The following is a 17,113-nucleotide window of genomic DNA, read 5'->3' on the forward strand; positions in this document are numbered from 1 at the left end:
GGATCAATCCCCGTCCGCGAAGGAAAAACCGGCGCTGAGGCCGACGCCGCCGCCCAGCCCGTCGCTGAGATCGGTGATCATGCTGCGGCTGTCATCCAGCAGGCTGACCAGCTTCTTGCGGTTGTCGGGTTGGCCGACTGCCGCCTCGATATCCGGTGTGATGGATTGGGTGGTCTGGATCAGCCGGTCGGCCAGCGTATTGATGGTGACGATCACGCCCCGCTTGCCCTCCGGCAACAAGTTTGCAGCCCCTGTGTCGTTGAGAAGCTGTTTCAGGCCGGTCAGGTTTTCCTGCATGCTGACAAAGGTCAGGCCGGAGCGCCAGAAAATCGCCTGCTTGGGAGCGATCCGCCCGCCTGCACCCTTGAAAAATGTCTCGATCCGCTCGTCGCGCACGGTCTCGGTTCCATGGACGAGAATGCCGAGCAGGCCGGTGACGGCCTCCGACGGGGTGCGGAAGACATCATTGTCCGGGCCGGGCTGCTTCCAGGCGGCCTGGATGCCGCCGGGCGCTTCCCAAAGGCTGGAAAGTTCGCCTGCCATGTTTTCGATATTGCCAGCAATTGCCGCGCCATAGCGGCAGCGGAACGCACCATCTGCCTGGTTCAAAGTCTCGGAGCCGGTGCCGTAGAGGACATATTCCAGTGCGCCAAGGCCCTGGATCGCCACGCTTTTCTCATGCAGGGCTTCGGGCTTGGTGAAACTGTCGTCATTGGAGGCGATGGCGCCCTGGATCTGCTTCAGCGCCAGCCCCTTGCGGTCCGGGTAAAACAGGATGTGCTCAAAGCGGTTTTCCTCGATCACCGGCCCGACCCGGACAATCTCGATCCGCGCCCAGGCGCGCACGGCCTGCTCAAAGCCATCCTTCGCCGCTTTGACGGAGGTGTCGGACGGGGTGGTGCAAAGGGTGTTCATCCCGGCATGTAGGGCCTTGGCCTTGTCAAGAAAGGTGCGATAGCCGGGGCGGATGAAACCATCCACGGTCTTTTCCATCACGCCCGCAACCGCTTCGGTTTGCAGGGCGCTGGCATGGGGTGCGGCATCCTGCGCCCGCAAGGCAAGCGGCTGGATGGCCGAGAGGCAGAGCGTGAGGGTGAGAAGAAAGCCCGAGCGGTTTGCAAGCGACATCAGAGTGACTCCAGAAATGTAATCAACGCCTTGCGGTCGCCCGGCGTCATGGAAGCAAAGGCGTTGCGAGCTTTTTCCGCCTCGCCGTCGTGCCAGAGAATAGCTTCTGGCAGGGAGGTGGCGCGCCCGTCATGCAGATAGGCCTGGCGACCGCCCACTTTGGCTGTGAGACCGAGGCCCCAGAGCGGCGGCGTGCGCCATTGCTGGCCGCTGGCCAATCCCACCTGTTGCCCATCGGCCAGATCGGGACCCATATCATGCAGCAGGAAATCGGAATAGGGCCAGATCAGCTGGAAGGAAAGGGCCGGGTAGGCGGCATTGCGCCGCGTTACATATTTCGGCTGGTGGCAGCTGGCGCAACCGGATGCATAAAACAGCGCCTTGCCGGCCAAAACTTCGGGTTTGGTCACGTCGCGGCGCTTGGGAGGGGCCAGCGTTTCGCTATAGAAGGTCATCAGATCCAGCACCGGCGGCGGTGCCTCGACCGGGCCAAGCCTTGCCTGCACGCCGTTCGGCATTGTCAGGCATTGCGGCTGGTTTACCGTGCAATCGCCTGCATGGCGCGGATCGTCGGGAGAGGAAATGCCGATGTCACCGGCCAAGGCGCTGGCTGCCTGATCGCGGACCGTGGCATTTTCCGCCTTCCAGCCGAAGCGTCCGATCTTGATGTCGCCGCTCAGGTGATCGCGCACCCTGGCAACAGTGCCCGAAATGCCGTTGCCCTCTTGGGTCTGTCGCTCGGCATTGGCCAGAATATCCTCGTCGGCAATCGCCTCGATCAGGCCCATGCCGATCATCGGATTGGCGATGCGGGGCGATAGCGTGGTGTCTGCTCCCATCGGACCATACCCGAGCGCGTCGATAGTGTAGGTGGGAACCCGCAGCGTTACCGTTTCACCACCGGCAAGCGTCACGGTCTTCGGTTGATAGGTCACGGCCAGCCGCCCTTCGGCGGCAAGACCGGGTACGGCGCGGTCCTGCAATTGCCGGCCATAGGTGTCATCGCCAAAATTCAGCGCCTTCAAAGTGGCAATCGCGGCCTTTTCCTCGCCGGTATGCGCGGGTCGAGCCAACCTTAGAAACATCGAGGTGGCATCGCCATCCGGTCCGGGTGGATGGCCACGCCCGCCGCGCTGATGGCAGCTTTCGCAGGAGCGAGCGTTGAACAGCGGCCCCAACCCGTCCGAGGCCTGGGTGGAGGAGGGGGAGGAGACCCAGAATTTCTGAAAAAGCGCTTCGCCGAGGGAAAATTGCTGCTGCTGCTCGAAACTCAGGGTGGCGAGAGGGTGGGTAAAGGCCTTGGCATCGGCGGGACCGGTAAAGGTGGCAGCGCCTGCCGTCATCGCCTCGAAGGCTTCGGCTTTCGAAAAGTCGTTGGTGGGGACTGTAACGGCATTGACCTTGGTACGATCGGCCGGTGTGAGATCCGGGCGCAGCTCCGCTGCAAAGGCGCCTGCTATCAGGCTGCTTTCGAGCAGGCTTCCCATCAGCAGGGTGCCGCCAAGCAGGATTATCGTCGCTGTCTTCAGCCGCACATTCGGCATCCCCGTGATAATGGCCGCCGCCAGTGTGTGGGCAGCGGCCATCTGATTTTCAATCCGTTCTTACTTGAAGACGGCGCTGGGGTTGTCGAGGCTGTCGGAGCCTTCCAGCTTGACTTCGCCGAGATCGAGGGCAGCCACGACGCGCTGGATCGACTTGGTCTGGTCGATCAGGCCGTCGATGCCAGCCTGAACGGTGGCATTGCCTTCTTTGTTGTTCTCGGCAATCATCTGGTCGTAATGCTCGACGGATTTGGCACGCTTCACGAGAGCGGTCATCGCCTTCATGGTGGTGTTCAGCTTGGACTTCATTTCCTTGTCCAGCGCCTTGTCCTTGGCAGCAACCAGGTCCGACAGGGACGGGCCGGTCATCTTGGTGCCGTCGACGCGGGTATATTTGCCAGTATAGGCCGAGCGGATGCCGAGTGCGTCGTAATAATGCGAGTTATGGGTGTTGTCAGAGAAGCAGTCATGCTCTTCTTCCGGATCGTGCAGCAGCAGCCCGAGCTTCATCCGCTCGCCAGCCAGTTCGCCGTAGGACAGCGAACCCATGCCGGTCAAAATAGCTTTGAGGCCGGAGGTCGGATCGGCCAGCAAGGTCTTGGTTGCTTCGCCTTCCGGCTTCCAGGCATCGACCATTTCCTGAAGATCGGAAACCAGCAGGGTCGAGGCCGACTTCAGATATTGGGCGCGCCGGTCGCAATGACCGCCGGTGCAATTCTTCAGGTCGTAATCGGTAAACGGACGGTTGCCGGCACCTGGGCCAGTGCCGTTCAGGTCCTGGCCCCAGAGCAGGAATTCGATGGCATGATAACCGGTTGCCACATTGGCTTCGACGCCACCGGCTTCCTGGAGCTTGTTGGCCAGGAAATCCGGTGTCAGATTGGTGGCATCCACCTCTTCGCCATTGATCTTGATTTTGGTATTGGCAATCACATTGGCGGTGTACAGCGCATTGGTATCGCTTTCAGTGCCGTAGGATTTATCGACATAATCGATCAGGCCTTCGTCCAGCGGCCAGGCATTGACCTTGCCTTCCCAGTCATCGACGATCTTGTTGCCGAAGCGATAGACTTCCGACTGCTGGTAGGGCACACGCGCCTTGATCCAGGCGGAGCGGGCCTTGTTGAGCGTCGATTTGCTGGGCTTGGCAAGCAGCGCGTCAACGGCGGCATCCAGCGTCTTGGCTGTGGTGAGCGAATCCTGGTATTTCGCCTCCGCCAGCTCTGCATAATGCTTCAGCACCGCATCTGCTTCCGGCGCTTTCGCTGCCGGGGCTGCAAAGCTGGTCGAAGCGATGAAAAGCGCCAGTCCGGCGCCGATCATGAATGGTCGAGACATGCCCTCTCCTCTGGCGCCTTTAGCGCCGCTTGTGGTCTGTGGGCATGTCATGGAACAAAATTAAACTAGTGTCAAACAATCAGGAATAGCCCTCAATATTTAGGGTGCATCCTGATTTCAAGCCTTCACCATCCGGCAGAAGTAAAACCCGTCCGTGTCGGTTGCGGCAGGGCTCAAGGTCAGGCTTTTGCCATTGGCGGAGATGGGCTTTGCGACCGAAGCGCCAAACAGCGCCGTCCAGCGCTCCAGCATCGGCATTGGTGAAAATTGCGGATGGGCGGCGGTAAAGGCTTCGATCTGCCGGTCGTTTTCCTCCGGCAGTACCGAGCAGGTGACGTAGATCAACTCACCGCCGGACCGGACATAGGTGGCCGCTTCGGCAAGGGCTTGGCTCTGCTGTTCGATCCGCTCCTGCAAATTGCGGTCGGTCAGCCGCCATTTGGTGTCGGGCCGGCGGCGCCAAGTGCCGGTGCCGGTGCAGGGAGCATCGACCAGCACCTTGTCGAACCGCCCGATTAAAGATTGCAGGGCGGCAACCCGGTCATGGACCTGGATATTATGGGTGCCTGCCCGTTTCAGCCGCTCGATGATCGGCGCCAGCCGTTTGCGGTCGCTATCATAGGCATGCACCTGGCCCTTGTTGCCCATGGCGGCTGCCATGGCCAGCGTCTTGCCACCGCCGCCTGCACAGAAATCCAGCACCTGATGACCCTCTGACGGTTCGACCAGCGCCGAGACGATCTGCGAACCTTCGTCCTGAACCTCGAACCAGCCCTTCTGGAAGCCAAGCTCGGCGGTAACATTCGGCAGGCGCGACGGGCCTTCGCCCGGCTCGATGCGGATGCCGATGGGGGAAATGGTGGCAGGTCTTGCCTGCGTATGGGATAGCGCCTTGAGGACCTTGTCGCGATTGGCCTTCAGCGTGTTGGCGCGCAGGTCAAGGCTGGGGCGCACGGCGAGCGCCTGTGCCTCGCGCAGCCAGTTTTCACCGAACACGGCTTCGAAGCTAGGCACCACCCATTCTGGAATATCGCCCTGGACGAATTGCGGTGCGTCCTCCAGCGTGCGGCTGGAAAAGGCCGCCGTCTGTGCCTGCGTCAAGGGAACCGGGGCAAAACTGTCGCCATCAAGGTCCGCAGCAAGGCTTTCGGGGGCCATTCCCCATTGCCGCAACAATACGGCATAGCCGAGGGCGGCGGGGCTGTCGTCATCCATGATATAAGCGTGGGAAAGCTTCATGCGCAGCGCGTCGTAGACGATATTGCCGATGGCGGCGCGGTCACCGGATCCGGCGAAGCGATGTGCCAGGCCCCAATCCTTCAGGGCGTCGGCCACTGGCCTGCGGCGTGTCTCGATATCGCTCAGAACTTCTATTGCCCCGGCTAGCCGTCCGCCCAAACGCATGGTCTTCTCCTTGGTGATCCATCAGACCTTGCGTGGTAGCGATGAAATGCCGTTGGAGCAAGCTGCGTTACTGAAGACTACCAAAAAGCGGGGGTAGAATTTCGATAGAAGCAATACGCATCAGGATAACAGAACGCCTTTGCGTGGCTTAATTCATCTTACGTGCTTAGGGTTTGTTGAGATTTAGGTCTGGGTGTGGCGAAAACGGTGATTTTCGAGAACCGGAGCGCAGTGTACTTGAGTACATGAGCACCGGAAGCGCAGAAAATTGCCGTTTGCAGCTCAACCAGGCCTGAATATCGACAAACCCTAGCCGATCAACTCGTAGCAGACCTTGGCGGTGCCGCTGCCGACCATGCCGATATCGGCGGCTGCGGCCTTCGAGAGATCCAGCACCCGGCCCTTGATGAATGGACCACGATCATTGATCCGCACCACGACCGTCTTGCCATTGTTGCGGTTGGTAACCTTGACCTTGGAGCCGAAGGGCAGAGACTTGTGAGCGGCGGTCAATGTGGTGGGGTTCATGCGTTCGCCGGAAGCAGTGCGCGAGTATAGGGCATACCAGGAAGCGCCACCGCAGCCATTTGCTGCAAAGGCCTGGATAGGGCTGAAAGCAACAAAAGAGGTAATAGCTGCTGCGATGAGGACTGACCGACTTAAAGGCGCCAAGTTTTCGTTTCCCGTTGCTATTTCTGAGATGAAATTTGCGTAGGGAGGCTTAAAGGTAGGCAAAAATGGCAAAAAAGTGCCTTAGGTGATCACGGAATATTACGTTAAGATATATTTGTGATCATGGGGTCAAATTAACGTTTTGGAAGGAATTTAGAAAAACTGTTTAAAAACAGCCTAAAAACGCAAAAATATTGCGCGCTATGGAAATCTCAATCGATCACGAAATATTTTTCCGTTGTACCGAAAAAATACGCTCTAAATGCTGGGGCGGTTGGTGGAATATGGCGAAATTGGCGCAATTTTTGAGCGAAATAGCGGGTCATTCAGAAATGAATGTGCTGATCTATCCTCGCCAGCTGCCGGAAGACCAGAGTTGGCTGAGAGAAACCCGGTAATCGGGATGGGCAAAGGCAAAGCCCAGCGCCCTGATTTTGGCGTTCATCACCCGCTTGTTCTCACCGTAAAAGGACCGCGCCATGGGCGACAGTTCTGCTGTTTCGAAGGCCTGTTCCGGCGGCGGCTCGACCCCCATCAGCCGGGCAGCCTCTGCCACCACATCCTGTGGCGGGGCGGGTTCGTGGTCGGTGATATTGAAGATCCCCTGCTCGTTTCGCCCGGCCAGAAACCAGGTCGCGGCTGCAATATCTTCGACCCGGATCCGGTTGAACACCTGATCCTTTTTTACCAGACGCCGGGCAGTGCCTTCGGCCATATTGACAAGACCATTGCGACCCGGCCCGTAAATGCCTGACAGCCGCAGCGTCGAGAGCGGCACGCTTGCTGTAAGCGCGGCGCTCTCCCAGGCCTGTTCGGCTTCCACTCTCTCCACGGAGCGTACCGAGACTGGTTTGCAGGCCGTGTCTTCATCCACCCAGGCGCCCTGATGGTCGCCATAGACGCCGACGGTCGACAGATAGGCCAGCCATTGCAATTGCGGCATCCATGTCTTCAGCTGGCCTTCCGTCAGCCGCAGCAGCGGGTCGCCGTCGCTGCCCGGAGCAATCGACTGGACGACATGGGTGGCGCAGGCCATGGCCTGGATGATCTCGCCTGAAAGATGCTGGCCATCAAAAACCAGTGGTTCGATGCCGAGATCGCTCAAAGCCGTGGCCTTGGCCGGTGAGCGCGTCGTGCCACTGACGGGAATGCCCTGCTGGATAAAATGCTGGCCAATCGCCTTGCCGGAATATCCGGCACCAAAAATCATCAGTCTCATGGGGTCACTCCGGCTGCTATCCATTCCGCCCTGACATCGCTATCGGGCTCATTCTCTCTATAATGTGCGAGAGCGCCAAAGGCCTGTGGCTCCATCAGGCGCGACAGCGCCCAGACCGCCATGCCACGCACATCCGGTGAGGCATCGGCGAGCAGGTTCACGCAGGGCGTGATCAGCGTTGACAGTCCCGAATTGCCTGCCGCGATCAGCACATTGCGCACAAACCTGTCACGTCCGATCCGCTTGACCGGCGAGCCACTGAAATGGCTGCGGAAGCCAGGATCGTCAAGGGTCAGGAAGAAGGCGATGTCCGGTGCCGTCAGGTCTTCGCGGGCCTGAAGCTTGATCTCCCGCGTCTGCGCCGCAAATTTATTCCAGGGACAGGCAGCCAGGCAATCGTCACAGCCATAGATCCGGTTGCCGAATGCTGGGCGCAGATTACGGTCGATCACGCCCTTATGCTCGATGGTCAGATAAGAGATGCAGCGGCGGGCATCGATCTGGTAGGGGGCCGGAAAGGCCGCTGTCGGGCAGGCGTCGAGACAGGCGCGGCAGGAGCCGCAATGGTCGCGCTCCGCTGCGTCCAGTTCCAGTTCGGCTGTGGTGAACAGGCTGCCGAGAAACAGCCAGGAACCGTAATCGCGGCTGACCAGATTGGTATGCTTGCCCTGCCAGCCAAGCCCGGCGGCGGCCGCCAGCGGCTTTTCCATGACAGGGGCGGTATCGACGAAGACTTTTACATCCTCACCGGCCCGGGCGGCAAAGCGCGTGGCGATGTCCTTCAGCTTGCCCTTGATGATGTCGTGATAATCACGATTGCGGGCATAGACGGAAATCGCCGCCTTGTCCGGTTGCGCCTGTAGAGCGCGCGGATCGGTCTCAGGGCCGTAATTCAGGCCGAACATCACGATGGAGCGGACCTGCGGCCACAGCACTTTCGGATCGCCGCGCCGCTCGCGCGTCTCCTCCATCCAGGCCATGGTGCCGTGATAGCCAGCGTCGACGAACTCCAGCAACCGGGCAGGGGCCTGAGGAACGCTCTCCGGCCCGGTGATCCGACAGAGATCGAAGCCCTTGTCCGCCGCTTCCTGGCGGATGAAGGCGGAAAGCTTTACGGCCCGCGCCATGGCCTTTTCCGCCGTCCGCTCGGGGCTGCCTTCCTTGATCATGGTTTTTTCCGTCAGAAATCCAGATCCGCATAGTGGGAAACCGGGGTGAGGCCGCGCACCCGCTCGGCCAGCAGCGGTCGGAACGAAGGGCGTGATTTCAGCCGCTGATACCAATCCTTGGCAATCGGTGATTCCGCCCAATCGATCTCGCCGAGGTAATCGAGCACCGATATCGCCGCACCAGCAGCCAGATCGCCATAGCTGAGCCGGTCGCCCGCCAGCCAGGTCCGCGAGCCAGCCAGCCAACTCAGATATTTCATGTGCTGGCGAATATTGCCACGGGCGGTGCGCAGCACCTTGGAGTCGGGTGCGCCGCCGCCAAGACCGTTGGGGATCTGCAATTTGAATACCCGCTCGCGGGCCAGTGGCCGGGTGACGTCCTGTTCCATCTTTTGCAGGAACCAGTCCACCAGCCGGCGGATTTCGGCGCGCTGGAAGGGGTCTTCGGCCAAAAGCCGCCGATCCCGCTTCAACACGCCGTGGGTTTCGTCCAGGAATTCCGATATGACCGTACAGCCACACAGCGTGCGCATATTGTCATCGACATAGACGGGCAGGGTGCCAGCGGGATTGAGGGTGAGAAATTCCCGACGCTTTTCCCAGGTCTGTTCTTCGACCAGATCTGCCTGAAAACCGTATTCCGACAGGATCAATCGGACAAAGCGGGACGTGGTTGACATCGGATGGTGATACAAAGTGGGCATTGATGGGGCACTGTTCCGGTTGGGGGCGATGATCGGGGCTGTCTGGTTTCTCTTGGCTGGCCATTCCATCTGGCCATAACATCTGGCCAGGGGGCCAACCTTGCGTCTATAGGAATTTCATTCCGTCATACAAGCGAATCGCTTTCCTTGTCACGCCTATCAAAGGACAATCCATGGAAGATCAATCGATCGTCAGCGCCCTTCTTCTCGGTCTTATCGAGGGCCTAACGGAATTCATCCCGGTGTCTTCGACGGCGCATGTGCTGTTGGCCGGTCATTTTCTCGGCTTCAAATCGCCCGGAAACACCTTTGCAGTGCTGATTCAGCTCGGTGCCATTCTTGCTATTTTGGCTGTCTATATCCAGAAATTGCTGGGGATTGCGCTGTCTTTACCCAGCAATCCCAAAAGTCGCCATTTCGTCCTGGCCGTGCTGGTGGCTTTCCTGCCTGCCGCCATTATCGGCGCGCTGGCCCACGACTTCATCAAGGCAGTGCTGTTCGAAACCCCGATGCTGATCTGCGTGATGCTGATCCTGGGCGGGGTAATTCTTCTGTGGGTTGACCGGATGACGTTCAAGCCCCGCTACACCGACGTGATGGATTATCCGCTGTCACTGGCGCTGAAGATCGGCCTGTTCCAGTGCCTGGCGATGATTCCCGGCACATCACGTTCGGGCGCAACCATTGTCGGCTCGCTGCTGATGGGGACAGACAAGCGTTCGGCCGCCGAGTTTTCGTTTTTCCTGGCGATGCCGACCATGTTGGGGGCCTTCGTGCTGGATCTCTACAAGAACCGCAATGCGCTCAGCATGGATGACGGCCTGCTGATCGGCGTCGGCTTCCTTGCGGCATTCATTTCGGCCTTGGTCGTGGTGCGTGGACTGCTCGATTTCGTTTCCCGCCGCGGCTATGCGCCTTTTGCCTGGTGGCGGATTGCCGTCGGCGTTGCGGGCCTGACAGGCCTTCTGGTCTGGGGATAAGGCAGCCGAAGGGCCTTGGCTGAGGACCTGAAAATCCTGTTTCACGCCGCCAAAGAATTGGCGGCGTGAAGCACATGAATTCCTAAAGCGCCGCGCGTTTTATGAACGCACGGCGCTGTAGAGTTTTTCAGAGAAAAATGGAAACGCGCTTCCGGAAACGTAAACGAGAGAAACTATCTCTTGGTTTTACGCATACCTGATGGGAACCGCTTTTTTACGGTTCCTGGAAAGGTTCTGTGACGGGGAACAGGATGACCCGCAGGTCTCAGCGGGAAATCGAGCCCGTGCTGCAAGGGTCAACACCGTAGGCGGGTGCGCAATTGCCCTTACGAGCTGCGACCGTCGAGGGAGCGACGAAAGAACCTGCGATGACAACCAATGCCGCACACGCAAAAAACAGTGCGATAGATTTGCCCATGAAATCAGAACCTCAGAAGAATGTGAAATGGCGGGTGCGAAGAACGCTGGCCCCATGCGTTGATCCGTCTTTACGCATGGCCCACCTCAACATCAATAGCGGAATGTGCTGAATTGGCAGTTAATGAAACTAATTAATTTCTGCGTCTTTTGTGCAACGCCGACACAAAGCCAAAGCCGTTCTGGAGACAGAGTTTGTCGTCCCTTGAAAGCTGGATTCAGCTTCCCCCTGACCAACCCCAACCCGCCGTTCATGCGCCGGATGGAGCGCATGAACAATTCCTAAGGGTGATTCTCAATCCGATGCCGATCAGGCTGCCTTGCCGGAGCGGCTATATTGTCCATGCGGGCGGAAATGGATGAGATAGGAGGGCAGAACGGCGGCAACAGCTGTCGGCGTAATGCCAAGGGCTGCGAGCGTCCGGCCTTCCTTCTTGGCGACTTCGGAGACCACGTTATCACTTTTCAGCAGCGTCAGCTGATCGTTGGTCAGCGGCGGTGTGATCAGCGGAATAGCCGAGGCGACGGAGGCAAGCAGCGAAGCGATACCGAAGGGCAGCGACACCAGCGGATTAGTGCGGTCGATAACCCGCAGCATTTCCTCAAGACATTGCCGGAAGGTCAGAACTTCCGGTCCGCCGAGTTCATAGACACCGGCAGATGCCTTGCCATCGACCGCTTTGGCCACGGCTTCGGCCACGTCTTCAACGAAGACCGGCTGGAATTTCGTCTTGCCGCCGCCGATCAAGGGCAGGACGGGCGAAAGACGGGCCATTGCAGCAAACTTGTTGAAGAAGCTGTCCTCAGGGCCGAAAACGATGGATGGCCGAAGGATGACCGCGCCCGGCGCGACTTGGCGGATGGCATCTTCGCCCCGGCCCTTGCTGGCTGCGTAGCTGGAGGCGGATTTCGCATCGGCGCCGATGGCCGAGACATGCACCAGCCTGGCACCGGCAGCGGTTGCTGCTTCGGCCACGGCACGGGCACCGAAATCCTGCACGGCGTCGAACTTGTTGCGGCCTGATTCCAGCAGGATGCCGACGCAATTGACGACAACCGAGGCGCCTTCAACGGCTTTTGCGACGCTGTCGCGGTAGCGCAGATTGGCCTGACAGAGCGAAATCTGTCCGACATTGCCGAACGGCAGCACGAAACCTGCGAGATCGGGGCGGCGCACGGCGACGCGCACCCGGTAACCGCGTTGGGCCAGCACCCGCACCACATGCCTGCCCACGAATCCGGAGCCTCCGAAAACGGTAACGAGCGGCGGAAGATTTGCGAACGTCATAGAGAGCTCCTGCGGATCGGAATATCAGACCAATTCATCTGCTGTCTCATATCGCTAATGCGCTGCGAGGTGAAGCAGAATCATGCTGTTCGATGTCTGGGACCAGAGTTAATAGAACCGCTTTGAAACCGGAATCAAAGGTTGCCTTCGACCAGAACAATCTCGCCATCGGCGACTTCCTGGCGGATCTTGACGGCGGCCTGATATTCCGGTGAGTGATAGCAATCGTAAGCGGCCTGGAAGGAGGGAAACTCGATGACCACGTTGCGGGCCCGACTTTGGCCTTCCACGGCATCCGTCTTGCCGCCACGGGCCAGAAAGACAGCGCCGAAACGCTCAAAAGCTGGCTTTGCCGTCGAGACGTAATCCTTGTAGCGTTCCGCATCCCGTACATCGACGCGCGCGATCCAATATCCTTTTGCCATCAAATCACCTCTTTCGGTTTCTCTTTGGTGATCGGTGAATTTTGCCGCAAGGTCAAGGCCAGGATGGGCGGCCAGTTTGGGCTGGCAGGATGGAAAGGGTGCTTGTGCGATGTTTTGAGGCCTTGGCTTTGGCCGCAAGAGTGAGGCATTGTCAAATCCAGCGCGACGGCCAGCCCGTCTGGGTCGCCAATCGGAGACGGGGTCAAGGTGGGCAATATCCGCAACCTGATAAGCTATGAGATGAACAGGCTTCCAAAGCGCACGCTGGTCCTGTTGTTTTTTCTGTTGTCCGTCCCTTTGCTGCCGGTCCCCTTTGCCAATGTCTCGCTGACGGGAGGCAGTGCGGTAGCGGCACCAGCGCCTGCTGCCAGCCATGGCGTGGTTGCCAAGCCCTGCGCTCCCTCGGTCTATGACGCGCTGCGCGACACACCACTTGAGGCCGAGAGCGTCTTGCGGTTGGCCTGCAAGGTTGACCTGACCCGTGACGATCTGGTGATGCAAAACCTGGAATTGCTGGGGGCCGATGCCAGCGGTGTCAGCATCGATTGCCATGGCGGCGTTATCGGCCTTCCGGGAAGTGTGCCGAAGGGCGCGCCTCCGACCATCCGCATTGCCTCGCTGCGCAAGGATGATGGGAGCTGGAGCGTTCCGCACGACATCGTTATACGCAATTGCAAGATTTATGGTGCCATTCACATCATGGGTCTTGGTGCCAATGGCGAGGCCGAGCTGGTGCGGCAATCCTCGCTCAATCGCAATCATACCGAATATGCCCAGTCGGTCGCACCGTCCGGCATCGTGCTGGATAATCTGTCGATTGTCGCCGATGGCCCGATCCCGCTCTATGTTGCACCCGGCGTCACTCATGTGACCCTGTCGCACTCGACGCTCCAGGGGCAGACCAAGGGATCGGCGATCTATCTCGACGCGGAGACCGCGCATAACACCATTTCAGGCAATAGTTTCGACCTGGCGACGCGCAGCCGGGAAATGATCGCGGTGGACGGGTCGGCGCATAATGTCATTGAAGCCAATAGTTTTGCCAACGCGCAGCATGGCGGTATTTTTCTCTATCGCAATTGCGGCGAGGGCGGCACGATCCGTCACCAGACCCCGCAGCATAACCGGATTGCCGATAATAAATTTACCTACCAAGACGCTTTTCGCCCGCGCCCGGCCATCTGGCTGAATGCCCGCGAGGCCTGGCGCAATCTCTATTGCTACCAAGACCCGCCAGCCCCCTTCGGCAGCGGTGCCGACAACCACAGCTTTGCCGATTTCAACACCGTCAGCGGCAACCAGATCATCGGTGGAGATGCCGACCTGATCCGCGACAATGGCCAAAACAATGTGTTGAGCGACAATAGCACCAAGCACTGAGGGAACCGGTCAAACCACCTTGTCTGAACCGGTCCTCATTGGACATCAGGTGAAAGCGGCCTGCATTTCGGCGAGAATGATCTGGGTTGCGGCTCTCGGATCGTCTGCCTTGACGATCGGGCGACCGACAACCAGATGGCTGGAGCCAGCATGGATGGCGTCTGCTGGCGTCATCACCCGCTTCTGGTCACCGGCATCGGTGCCAGCGGGACGTATGCCGGGTGTGACAAGGGCCATATCGGGACCGATAATGGCGCGCACCGCCTCAGCTTCCTGCGCCGAGCAGACGATGCCGCCCATGCCTTTTTCTTTTGCCTGGGCAGCTCGTTTCAGGACGAGCGACCGCGCATCACCTTGATAACCGGCATCAATGAGATCGTGGTCATCCATCGAGGTTAAGACGGTTACGCCAAGCAGGCAAAGACCCGATCCCTGGGCTGCTTCCACGGCTGCCTGCATCGCCTTCGGATAGGCATGCAGCGTCAGCATGGTCATGCCCATCCGGACGATATTTTCCACCGCCGAGGCGACGGTATTGTCGATATCGAGCAGTTTCATATCCAGAAAGACCTTCTTGCCGCTTTGGGCGAGGTCCTTGGCAAATTCCAGCCCGCCTGCGAAGGCCAGTTGATAGCCGATCTTGTAGAAGGTCACGTCTTCGGCCAGCGTCGAGACCAGTTTTTCCGCGTCAGCGACGGTGGCAACGTCAAGCCCCACGATCAAACGATTGCGCGCATCCATCAACGATCTCCCTGCCAAGTTTCCATGGCGGTCCAGTCGCATGTGACGGTCAGATCCGCAAGGGTGAAGCAGAAGAGATTCCCACCACCCGGTGGCTGATCGCCGCTTCGGCTAATCGGCTGGCTTTGCAGATAGCATTTCAGCAGGGTTCCGACGCCGCCATGACCGATGAAGGCGATAGGAACGGTCGGATTATGCTGGCCAAGAACATCCTGGATTGCCCCGACAATCCGGGCTTGCGCATCGATGGCTCGTTCCCAGCCGTAGAAACTCTCCTCAGGATGGGCGAAGAACCAGTCCGCCGCCTTTTCAAACTCCGGCGGGGTCAGAAAGCCGGTCGCGGAGCGGTCGTTTTCATGCATGGTCTCGATCTGTTCGACACCAATATTGGCCGCTCCCGCCAGGATCGCGGCTGTTTCCACGGCTTTGGTCTCGGCACTGCTGACGATGCGGCCAAGCTGGCGCACCCAGGGGGCCTCAGCCGTTCTGCGGATCCGTTCCTGGCCCAGGTCGGACAGTCCCCATTGCGGCACCGGCACGTCCGGATCGATCCGGACCTGCGGATGGGTGATGTAGACGGCAAACATGTCTTGGTTCTCTTCAGCGGCGGCGGTAGATCCACAGCTGGGCTGGCGGGATATTGCGGACGACGAAATCGAAATGCTGAATGAAATAGCTGCCGCCCTTGGCGATGATCGGCGACATCGGCCCGTAGGAAATCTGCATGACGGGCCGTCCATGCGGCATGCGGTCCAAAAGGTCCTCCAGCAGCCGGATGCGCTCCTGCATCGGGAAGTTCAGGAGCGGCATGGCGGAAATCACGCAGTCGAAGGACAGGCCGGACAGCGGACCCAATGTCTTTTCCAGGTTGAAGGCGTCACCATGGACGAAATTCACGCCGGGGATCGTTTGGGTCAGATGCCGATGGAAATCGGCGGAATATTCAACCGACACCAGTTTCTCCGGCTTGATGCCACGCGCCAGGATCGCCTTGGTGATCACGCCCGTTCCCGGTCCCAGTTCCAGCACGGGCAACCCGCTTTCCGGCGTGATGATGCTGGCCATGCGCCGGGCGGTAATGGTGGAGGTCGGCACGATGGCGCCCACCAGCTTCGGCCCTTGCATCATGCCCTTGAAGAAACGGATTTCCTCATCGAACTTCTTTTCCAGCCGCTGCTTCAGGTTGAGCTTCATTCGCCGTCATCTCCCAAAAAGATATGCTGCGCCGATCATGGGCGCATAATCGGCATGTTGATGCGATTTGTCGCGAAAACAAGACAAAATGGCGCGCATGTGAAAATTTTGTGTCTGGCGCAAGCCGGATGGTGTTGCAAAAGACGCAGCCCAGCCAGCTCTTTTCGGGGCAGTATGTAACAGAAACGCCGTCCCGCATGGCAGACGGGACGGCGTTATGGATTGATGAGAGGATCGATTTTTAAACGCGCATAGGCATCAGCACGTAGAGCGCATCGTCACCAGCCGTATCACGGATCAGCGTGGGAGATCCCGCATCCGCCAGAAGGAAAATCGCCTCTTCACCGGACAGTTGCGCGGTGATGTCGAGCAGATATTTGGCGTTGAAGCCGATTTCCATCGCATCGCTTTCGTAGCCGACGGCGACTTCCTCGGTGGCGCTGCCTGAATCCGGGTTGTTGACCGTCAGCATCAGATGGCCGTCGCCGATGGCCAGCTTCACCGCCCGGCCACGTTCCGACGAAATGGTGGAAACACGGTCAACGGCGCGGGCGAAGGTCTGGCAATCGACCCGCATTTCCTTGTCATTGGCCTGGGGGATGACCCGCTGGTAATCGGGGAAGGTGCCGTCGATCAGCTTCGAGGTCATGACGATTTCGCCGATATTGAAGCGGATCTTGGCATCCGACACTTCGAGCGACACGGTCAGATCGGGATTATCGACCAGCTTCTGCAACTCGCCAACCGTCTTGCGCGGAATGATGATCCCCGGCATGCCTTCCGAACCGGACGGCGCTTCCACGTCAGCGCGGGCCAGGCGGTGGCCATCGGTGGCGACGGCGCGCAGCTTCAGCTTGCCATCGGCTTCAATGGTGTGGAGGTAAATGCCGTTCAGGTAATAACGGGTTTCTTCCGTCGAGATCGCGAACTGGGTGCGATCGATCAGCATTTTGAGGTCCGAGGCCTTCAGCTTGAAGGAATGGCTGAAGCTGCCGGTGGTCAGATCGGGAAAATCCTGCTCCGGCAGGCATTGCAACGAGAATTTCGAACGACCGGAGGCCACCGTCATGCTGGCGCCATCGGGATTGGTCGAGAGCAGCACTTCAGCACCGTCAGACAATTTGCGGACGATTTCATACAGCAGATGCGCCGGAACCGTGGTGGCACCGGCCTGCTCGATATTGGCCGGGGTGGCTTCGGTCACTTCCAGATCGAGGTCGGTTGCCTTCATCGACAGGCTCTGGCCTTCGGCGCGCAGCAGCACGTTGGACAGGATCGGAATGGTATTGCGCCGTTCGACCACCCGGTGAACATGGTTCAGGGACTTCAGAAGATTGGACCGTTCAAGAGTAATACGCATCGACGCTGCCACTTTCGACCTGTGCGATCCGGCATTCGGGATCGGCTTGCCTTGATCCGGGCAACGCTGCCCGGCTTTATTCGGACGGGCAAAATGGCAGCAAAGACGATCAAAATGCAAGGGCCTGCCGTCTTTTGACACGCCTACACT

At 59.2% G+C, this 17,113-nt stretch carries 16 protein-coding genes; 2 read left to right on the forward strand and 14 right to left on the reverse strand.

Annotated features, from left to right (window positions below; all coding sequences use genetic code 11):
• Positions 1–3: 3 nt before the first annotated feature.
• The 8 genes from ASB66_RS06255 to ASB66_RS06290 form a co-directional block, all read right to left on the reverse strand.
• Positions 4–1,128 (reverse strand): imelysin family protein, encoded by a 1,125-nt coding sequence (locus tag ASB66_RS06255; RefSeq protein WP_060719690.1) that lies wholly within the window; start codon positions 1,126–1,128, stop codon positions 4–6.
• On the reverse strand, positions 1,128–2,615 hold the full coding sequence (locus ASB66_RS06260) for a di-heme oxidoreductase family protein (RefSeq protein WP_234613442.1): 1,488 nt from the start codon (positions 2,613–2,615) through the stop codon (positions 1,128–1,130). Before ASB66_RS06260 ends, ASB66_RS06255 begins: the two co-directional genes overlap by 1 nt.
• A gap of 117 nt (positions 2,616–2,732) precedes the next feature.
• Positions 2,733–4,010 (reverse strand): imelysin family protein, encoded by a 1,278-nt coding sequence (locus tag ASB66_RS06265; RefSeq protein WP_114386317.1) that lies wholly within the window; start codon positions 4,008–4,010, stop codon positions 2,733–2,735.
• Between the two features lie 117 nt (positions 4,011–4,127).
• A complete protein-coding gene (locus tag ASB66_RS06270; RefSeq protein WP_060719687.1) occupies positions 4,128–5,414 on the reverse strand; it encodes an RsmB/NOP family class I SAM-dependent RNA methyltransferase in 1,287 nt (428 codons plus the stop codon).
• 309 nt (positions 5,415–5,723) lie between these two features.
• Positions 5,724–6,059: a septal ring lytic transglycosylase RlpA family protein gene (locus ASB66_RS06275; RefSeq protein WP_411909763.1), complete on the reverse strand. Its 336-nt coding sequence runs from the start codon at positions 6,057–6,059 to the stop codon at positions 5,724–5,726.
• Positions 6,060–6,432: 373 nt separating this feature from the next.
• Positions 6,433–7,305: an SDR family oxidoreductase gene (locus ASB66_RS06280; protein ID WP_060719685.1), complete on the reverse strand. Its 873-nt coding sequence runs from the start codon at positions 7,303–7,305 to the stop codon at positions 6,433–6,435.
• A complete protein-coding gene (gene queG, locus ASB66_RS06285) occupies positions 7,302–8,432 on the reverse strand; it encodes a tRNA epoxyqueuosine(34) reductase QueG (RefSeq protein WP_114386450.1) in 1,131 nt (376 codons plus the stop codon). Before queG ends, ASB66_RS06280 begins: the two co-directional genes overlap by 4 nt.
• A gap of 53 nt (positions 8,433–8,485) precedes the next feature.
• Complete coding sequence (locus tag ASB66_RS06290; protein WP_012654757.1) at positions 8,486–9,178, reverse strand: glutathione S-transferase family protein; 693 nt, start codon at positions 9,176–9,178, stop codon at positions 8,486–8,488.
• 173 nt (positions 9,179–9,351) lie between these two features.
• Here ASB66_RS06290 and ASB66_RS06295 point away from each other — a divergent pair, with 173 nt between their 5' ends.
• Positions 9,352–10,158, forward strand: coding sequence for an undecaprenyl-diphosphate phosphatase (locus ASB66_RS06295; protein WP_060719683.1), 807 nt, complete (start codon positions 9,352–9,354; stop codon positions 10,156–10,158).
• A 727-nt stretch (positions 10,159–10,885) separates the two neighbouring features.
• Here ASB66_RS06295 and ASB66_RS06300 read toward each other — a convergent pair.
• Together ASB66_RS06300 and ASB66_RS06305 are read right to left on the reverse strand one after the other, a co-directional pair.
• Positions 10,886–11,863 (reverse strand): complex I NDUFA9 subunit family protein, encoded by a 978-nt coding sequence (locus ASB66_RS06300; RefSeq protein ID WP_060719682.1) that lies wholly within the window; start codon positions 11,861–11,863, stop codon positions 10,886–10,888.
• Positions 11,864–11,997: 134 nt separating this feature from the next.
• Positions 11,998–12,288: a DUF1330 domain-containing protein gene (locus ASB66_RS06305; RefSeq protein ID WP_012654760.1), complete on the reverse strand. Its 291-nt coding sequence runs from the start codon at positions 12,286–12,288 to the stop codon at positions 11,998–12,000.
• A gap of 240 nt (positions 12,289–12,528) precedes the next feature.
• Here ASB66_RS06305 and ASB66_RS06315 point away from each other — a divergent pair, with 240 nt between their 5' ends.
• Entirely contained in the window at positions 12,529–13,668 is a 1,140-nt protein-coding gene (locus ASB66_RS06315; RefSeq protein WP_147274014.1) for a right-handed parallel beta-helix repeat-containing protein, read from the forward strand.
• A gap of 45 nt (positions 13,669–13,713) precedes the next feature.
• Here the strand turns inward: ASB66_RS06315 and pyrF are convergent, their stop codons facing one another.
• The 4 genes from pyrF to dnaN all read right to left on the reverse strand — a co-directional run bounded on the left by pyrF (position 13,714) and on the right by dnaN (position 16,963).
• On the reverse strand, positions 13,714–14,409 hold the full coding sequence (pyrF, locus tag ASB66_RS06320; RefSeq protein WP_060719679.1) for an orotidine-5'-phosphate decarboxylase: 696 nt from the start codon (positions 14,407–14,409) through the stop codon (positions 13,714–13,716).
• Positions 14,409–14,996, reverse strand: coding sequence for a histidine phosphatase family protein (locus ASB66_RS06325; protein ID WP_060719678.1), 588 nt, complete (start codon positions 14,994–14,996; stop codon positions 14,409–14,411). Before ASB66_RS06325 ends, pyrF begins: the two co-directional genes overlap by 1 nt.
• A gap of 13 nt (positions 14,997–15,009) precedes the next feature.
• On the reverse strand, positions 15,010–15,603 hold the full coding sequence (gene pmtA / locus ASB66_RS06330) for a phospholipid N-methyltransferase PmtA (protein WP_060719677.1): 594 nt from the start codon (positions 15,601–15,603) through the stop codon (positions 15,010–15,012).
• A 241-nt stretch (positions 15,604–15,844) separates the two neighbouring features.
• Complete coding sequence (gene dnaN, locus ASB66_RS06335; RefSeq protein WP_060719676.1) at positions 15,845–16,963, reverse strand: DNA polymerase III subunit beta; 1,119 nt, start codon at positions 16,961–16,963, stop codon at positions 15,845–15,847.
• Positions 16,964–17,113: the final 150 nt, after the last annotated feature.

This window comes from Gillisella vitis, from assembly GCF_001541345.2.
GTDB lineage: Bacteria > Pseudomonadota > Alphaproteobacteria > Rhizobiales > Rhizobiaceae > Allorhizobium > Allorhizobium vitis.

Excerpts from the sequence above, each read along its gene's own strand:
- ASB66_RS06255 (WP_060719690.1), bottom strand. The coding sequence starts at position 1,128 with ATGTCGCTTGCAAACCGCTCGGGCTTTCTTCTCACCCTCACGCTCTGC.
- ASB66_RS06260 (WP_234613442.1), bottom strand. The coding sequence starts at position 2,615 with ATGGGAAGCCTGCTCGAAAGCAGCCTGATAGCAGGCGCCTTTGCAGCG.
- ASB66_RS06265 (WP_114386317.1), bottom strand. The coding sequence starts at position 4,010 with ATGTCTCGACCATTCATGATCGGCGCCGGACTGGCGCTTTTCATCGCT.
- ASB66_RS06270 (WP_060719687.1), bottom strand. The coding sequence starts at position 5,414 with ATGCGTTTGGGCGGACGGCTAGCCGGGGCAATAGAAGTTCTGAGCGAT.
- ASB66_RS06280 (WP_060719685.1), bottom strand. The coding sequence starts at position 7,305 with ATGAGACTGATGATTTTTGGTGCCGGATATTCCGGCAAGGCGATTGGC.
- queG (WP_114386450.1), bottom strand. The coding sequence starts at position 8,432 with ATGGCGCGGGCCGTAAAGCTTTCCGCCTTCATCCGCCAGGAAGCGGCG.
- ASB66_RS06290 (WP_012654757.1), bottom strand. The coding sequence starts at position 9,178 with ATGCCCACTTTGTATCACCATCCGATGTCAACCACGTCCCGCTTTGTC.
- ASB66_RS06295 (WP_060719683.1), top strand. The coding sequence starts at position 9,352 with ATGGAAGATCAATCGATCGTCAGCGCCCTTCTTCTCGGTCTTATCGAG.
- ASB66_RS06300 (WP_060719682.1), bottom strand. The coding sequence starts at position 11,863 with ATGACGTTCGCAAATCTTCCGCCGCTCGTTACCGTTTTCGGAGGCTCC.
- ASB66_RS06305 (WP_012654760.1), bottom strand. The coding sequence starts at position 12,288 with ATGGCAAAAGGATATTGGATCGCGCGCGTCGATGTACGGGATGCGGAA.
- ASB66_RS06315 (WP_147274014.1), top strand. The coding sequence starts at position 12,529 with ATGAACAGGCTTCCAAAGCGCACGCTGGTCCTGTTGTTTTTTCTGTTG.
- pyrF (WP_060719679.1), bottom strand. The coding sequence starts at position 14,409 with ATGGATGCGCGCAATCGTTTGATCGTGGGGCTTGACGTTGCCACCGTC.
- ASB66_RS06325 (WP_060719678.1), bottom strand. The coding sequence starts at position 14,996 with ATGTTTGCCGTCTACATCACCCATCCGCAGGTCCGGATCGATCCGGAC.
- pmtA (WP_060719677.1), bottom strand. The coding sequence starts at position 15,603 with ATGAAGCTCAACCTGAAGCAGCGGCTGGAAAAGAAGTTCGATGAGGAA.
- dnaN (WP_060719676.1), bottom strand. The coding sequence starts at position 16,963 with ATGCGTATTACTCTTGAACGGTCCAATCTTCTGAAGTCCCTGAACCAT.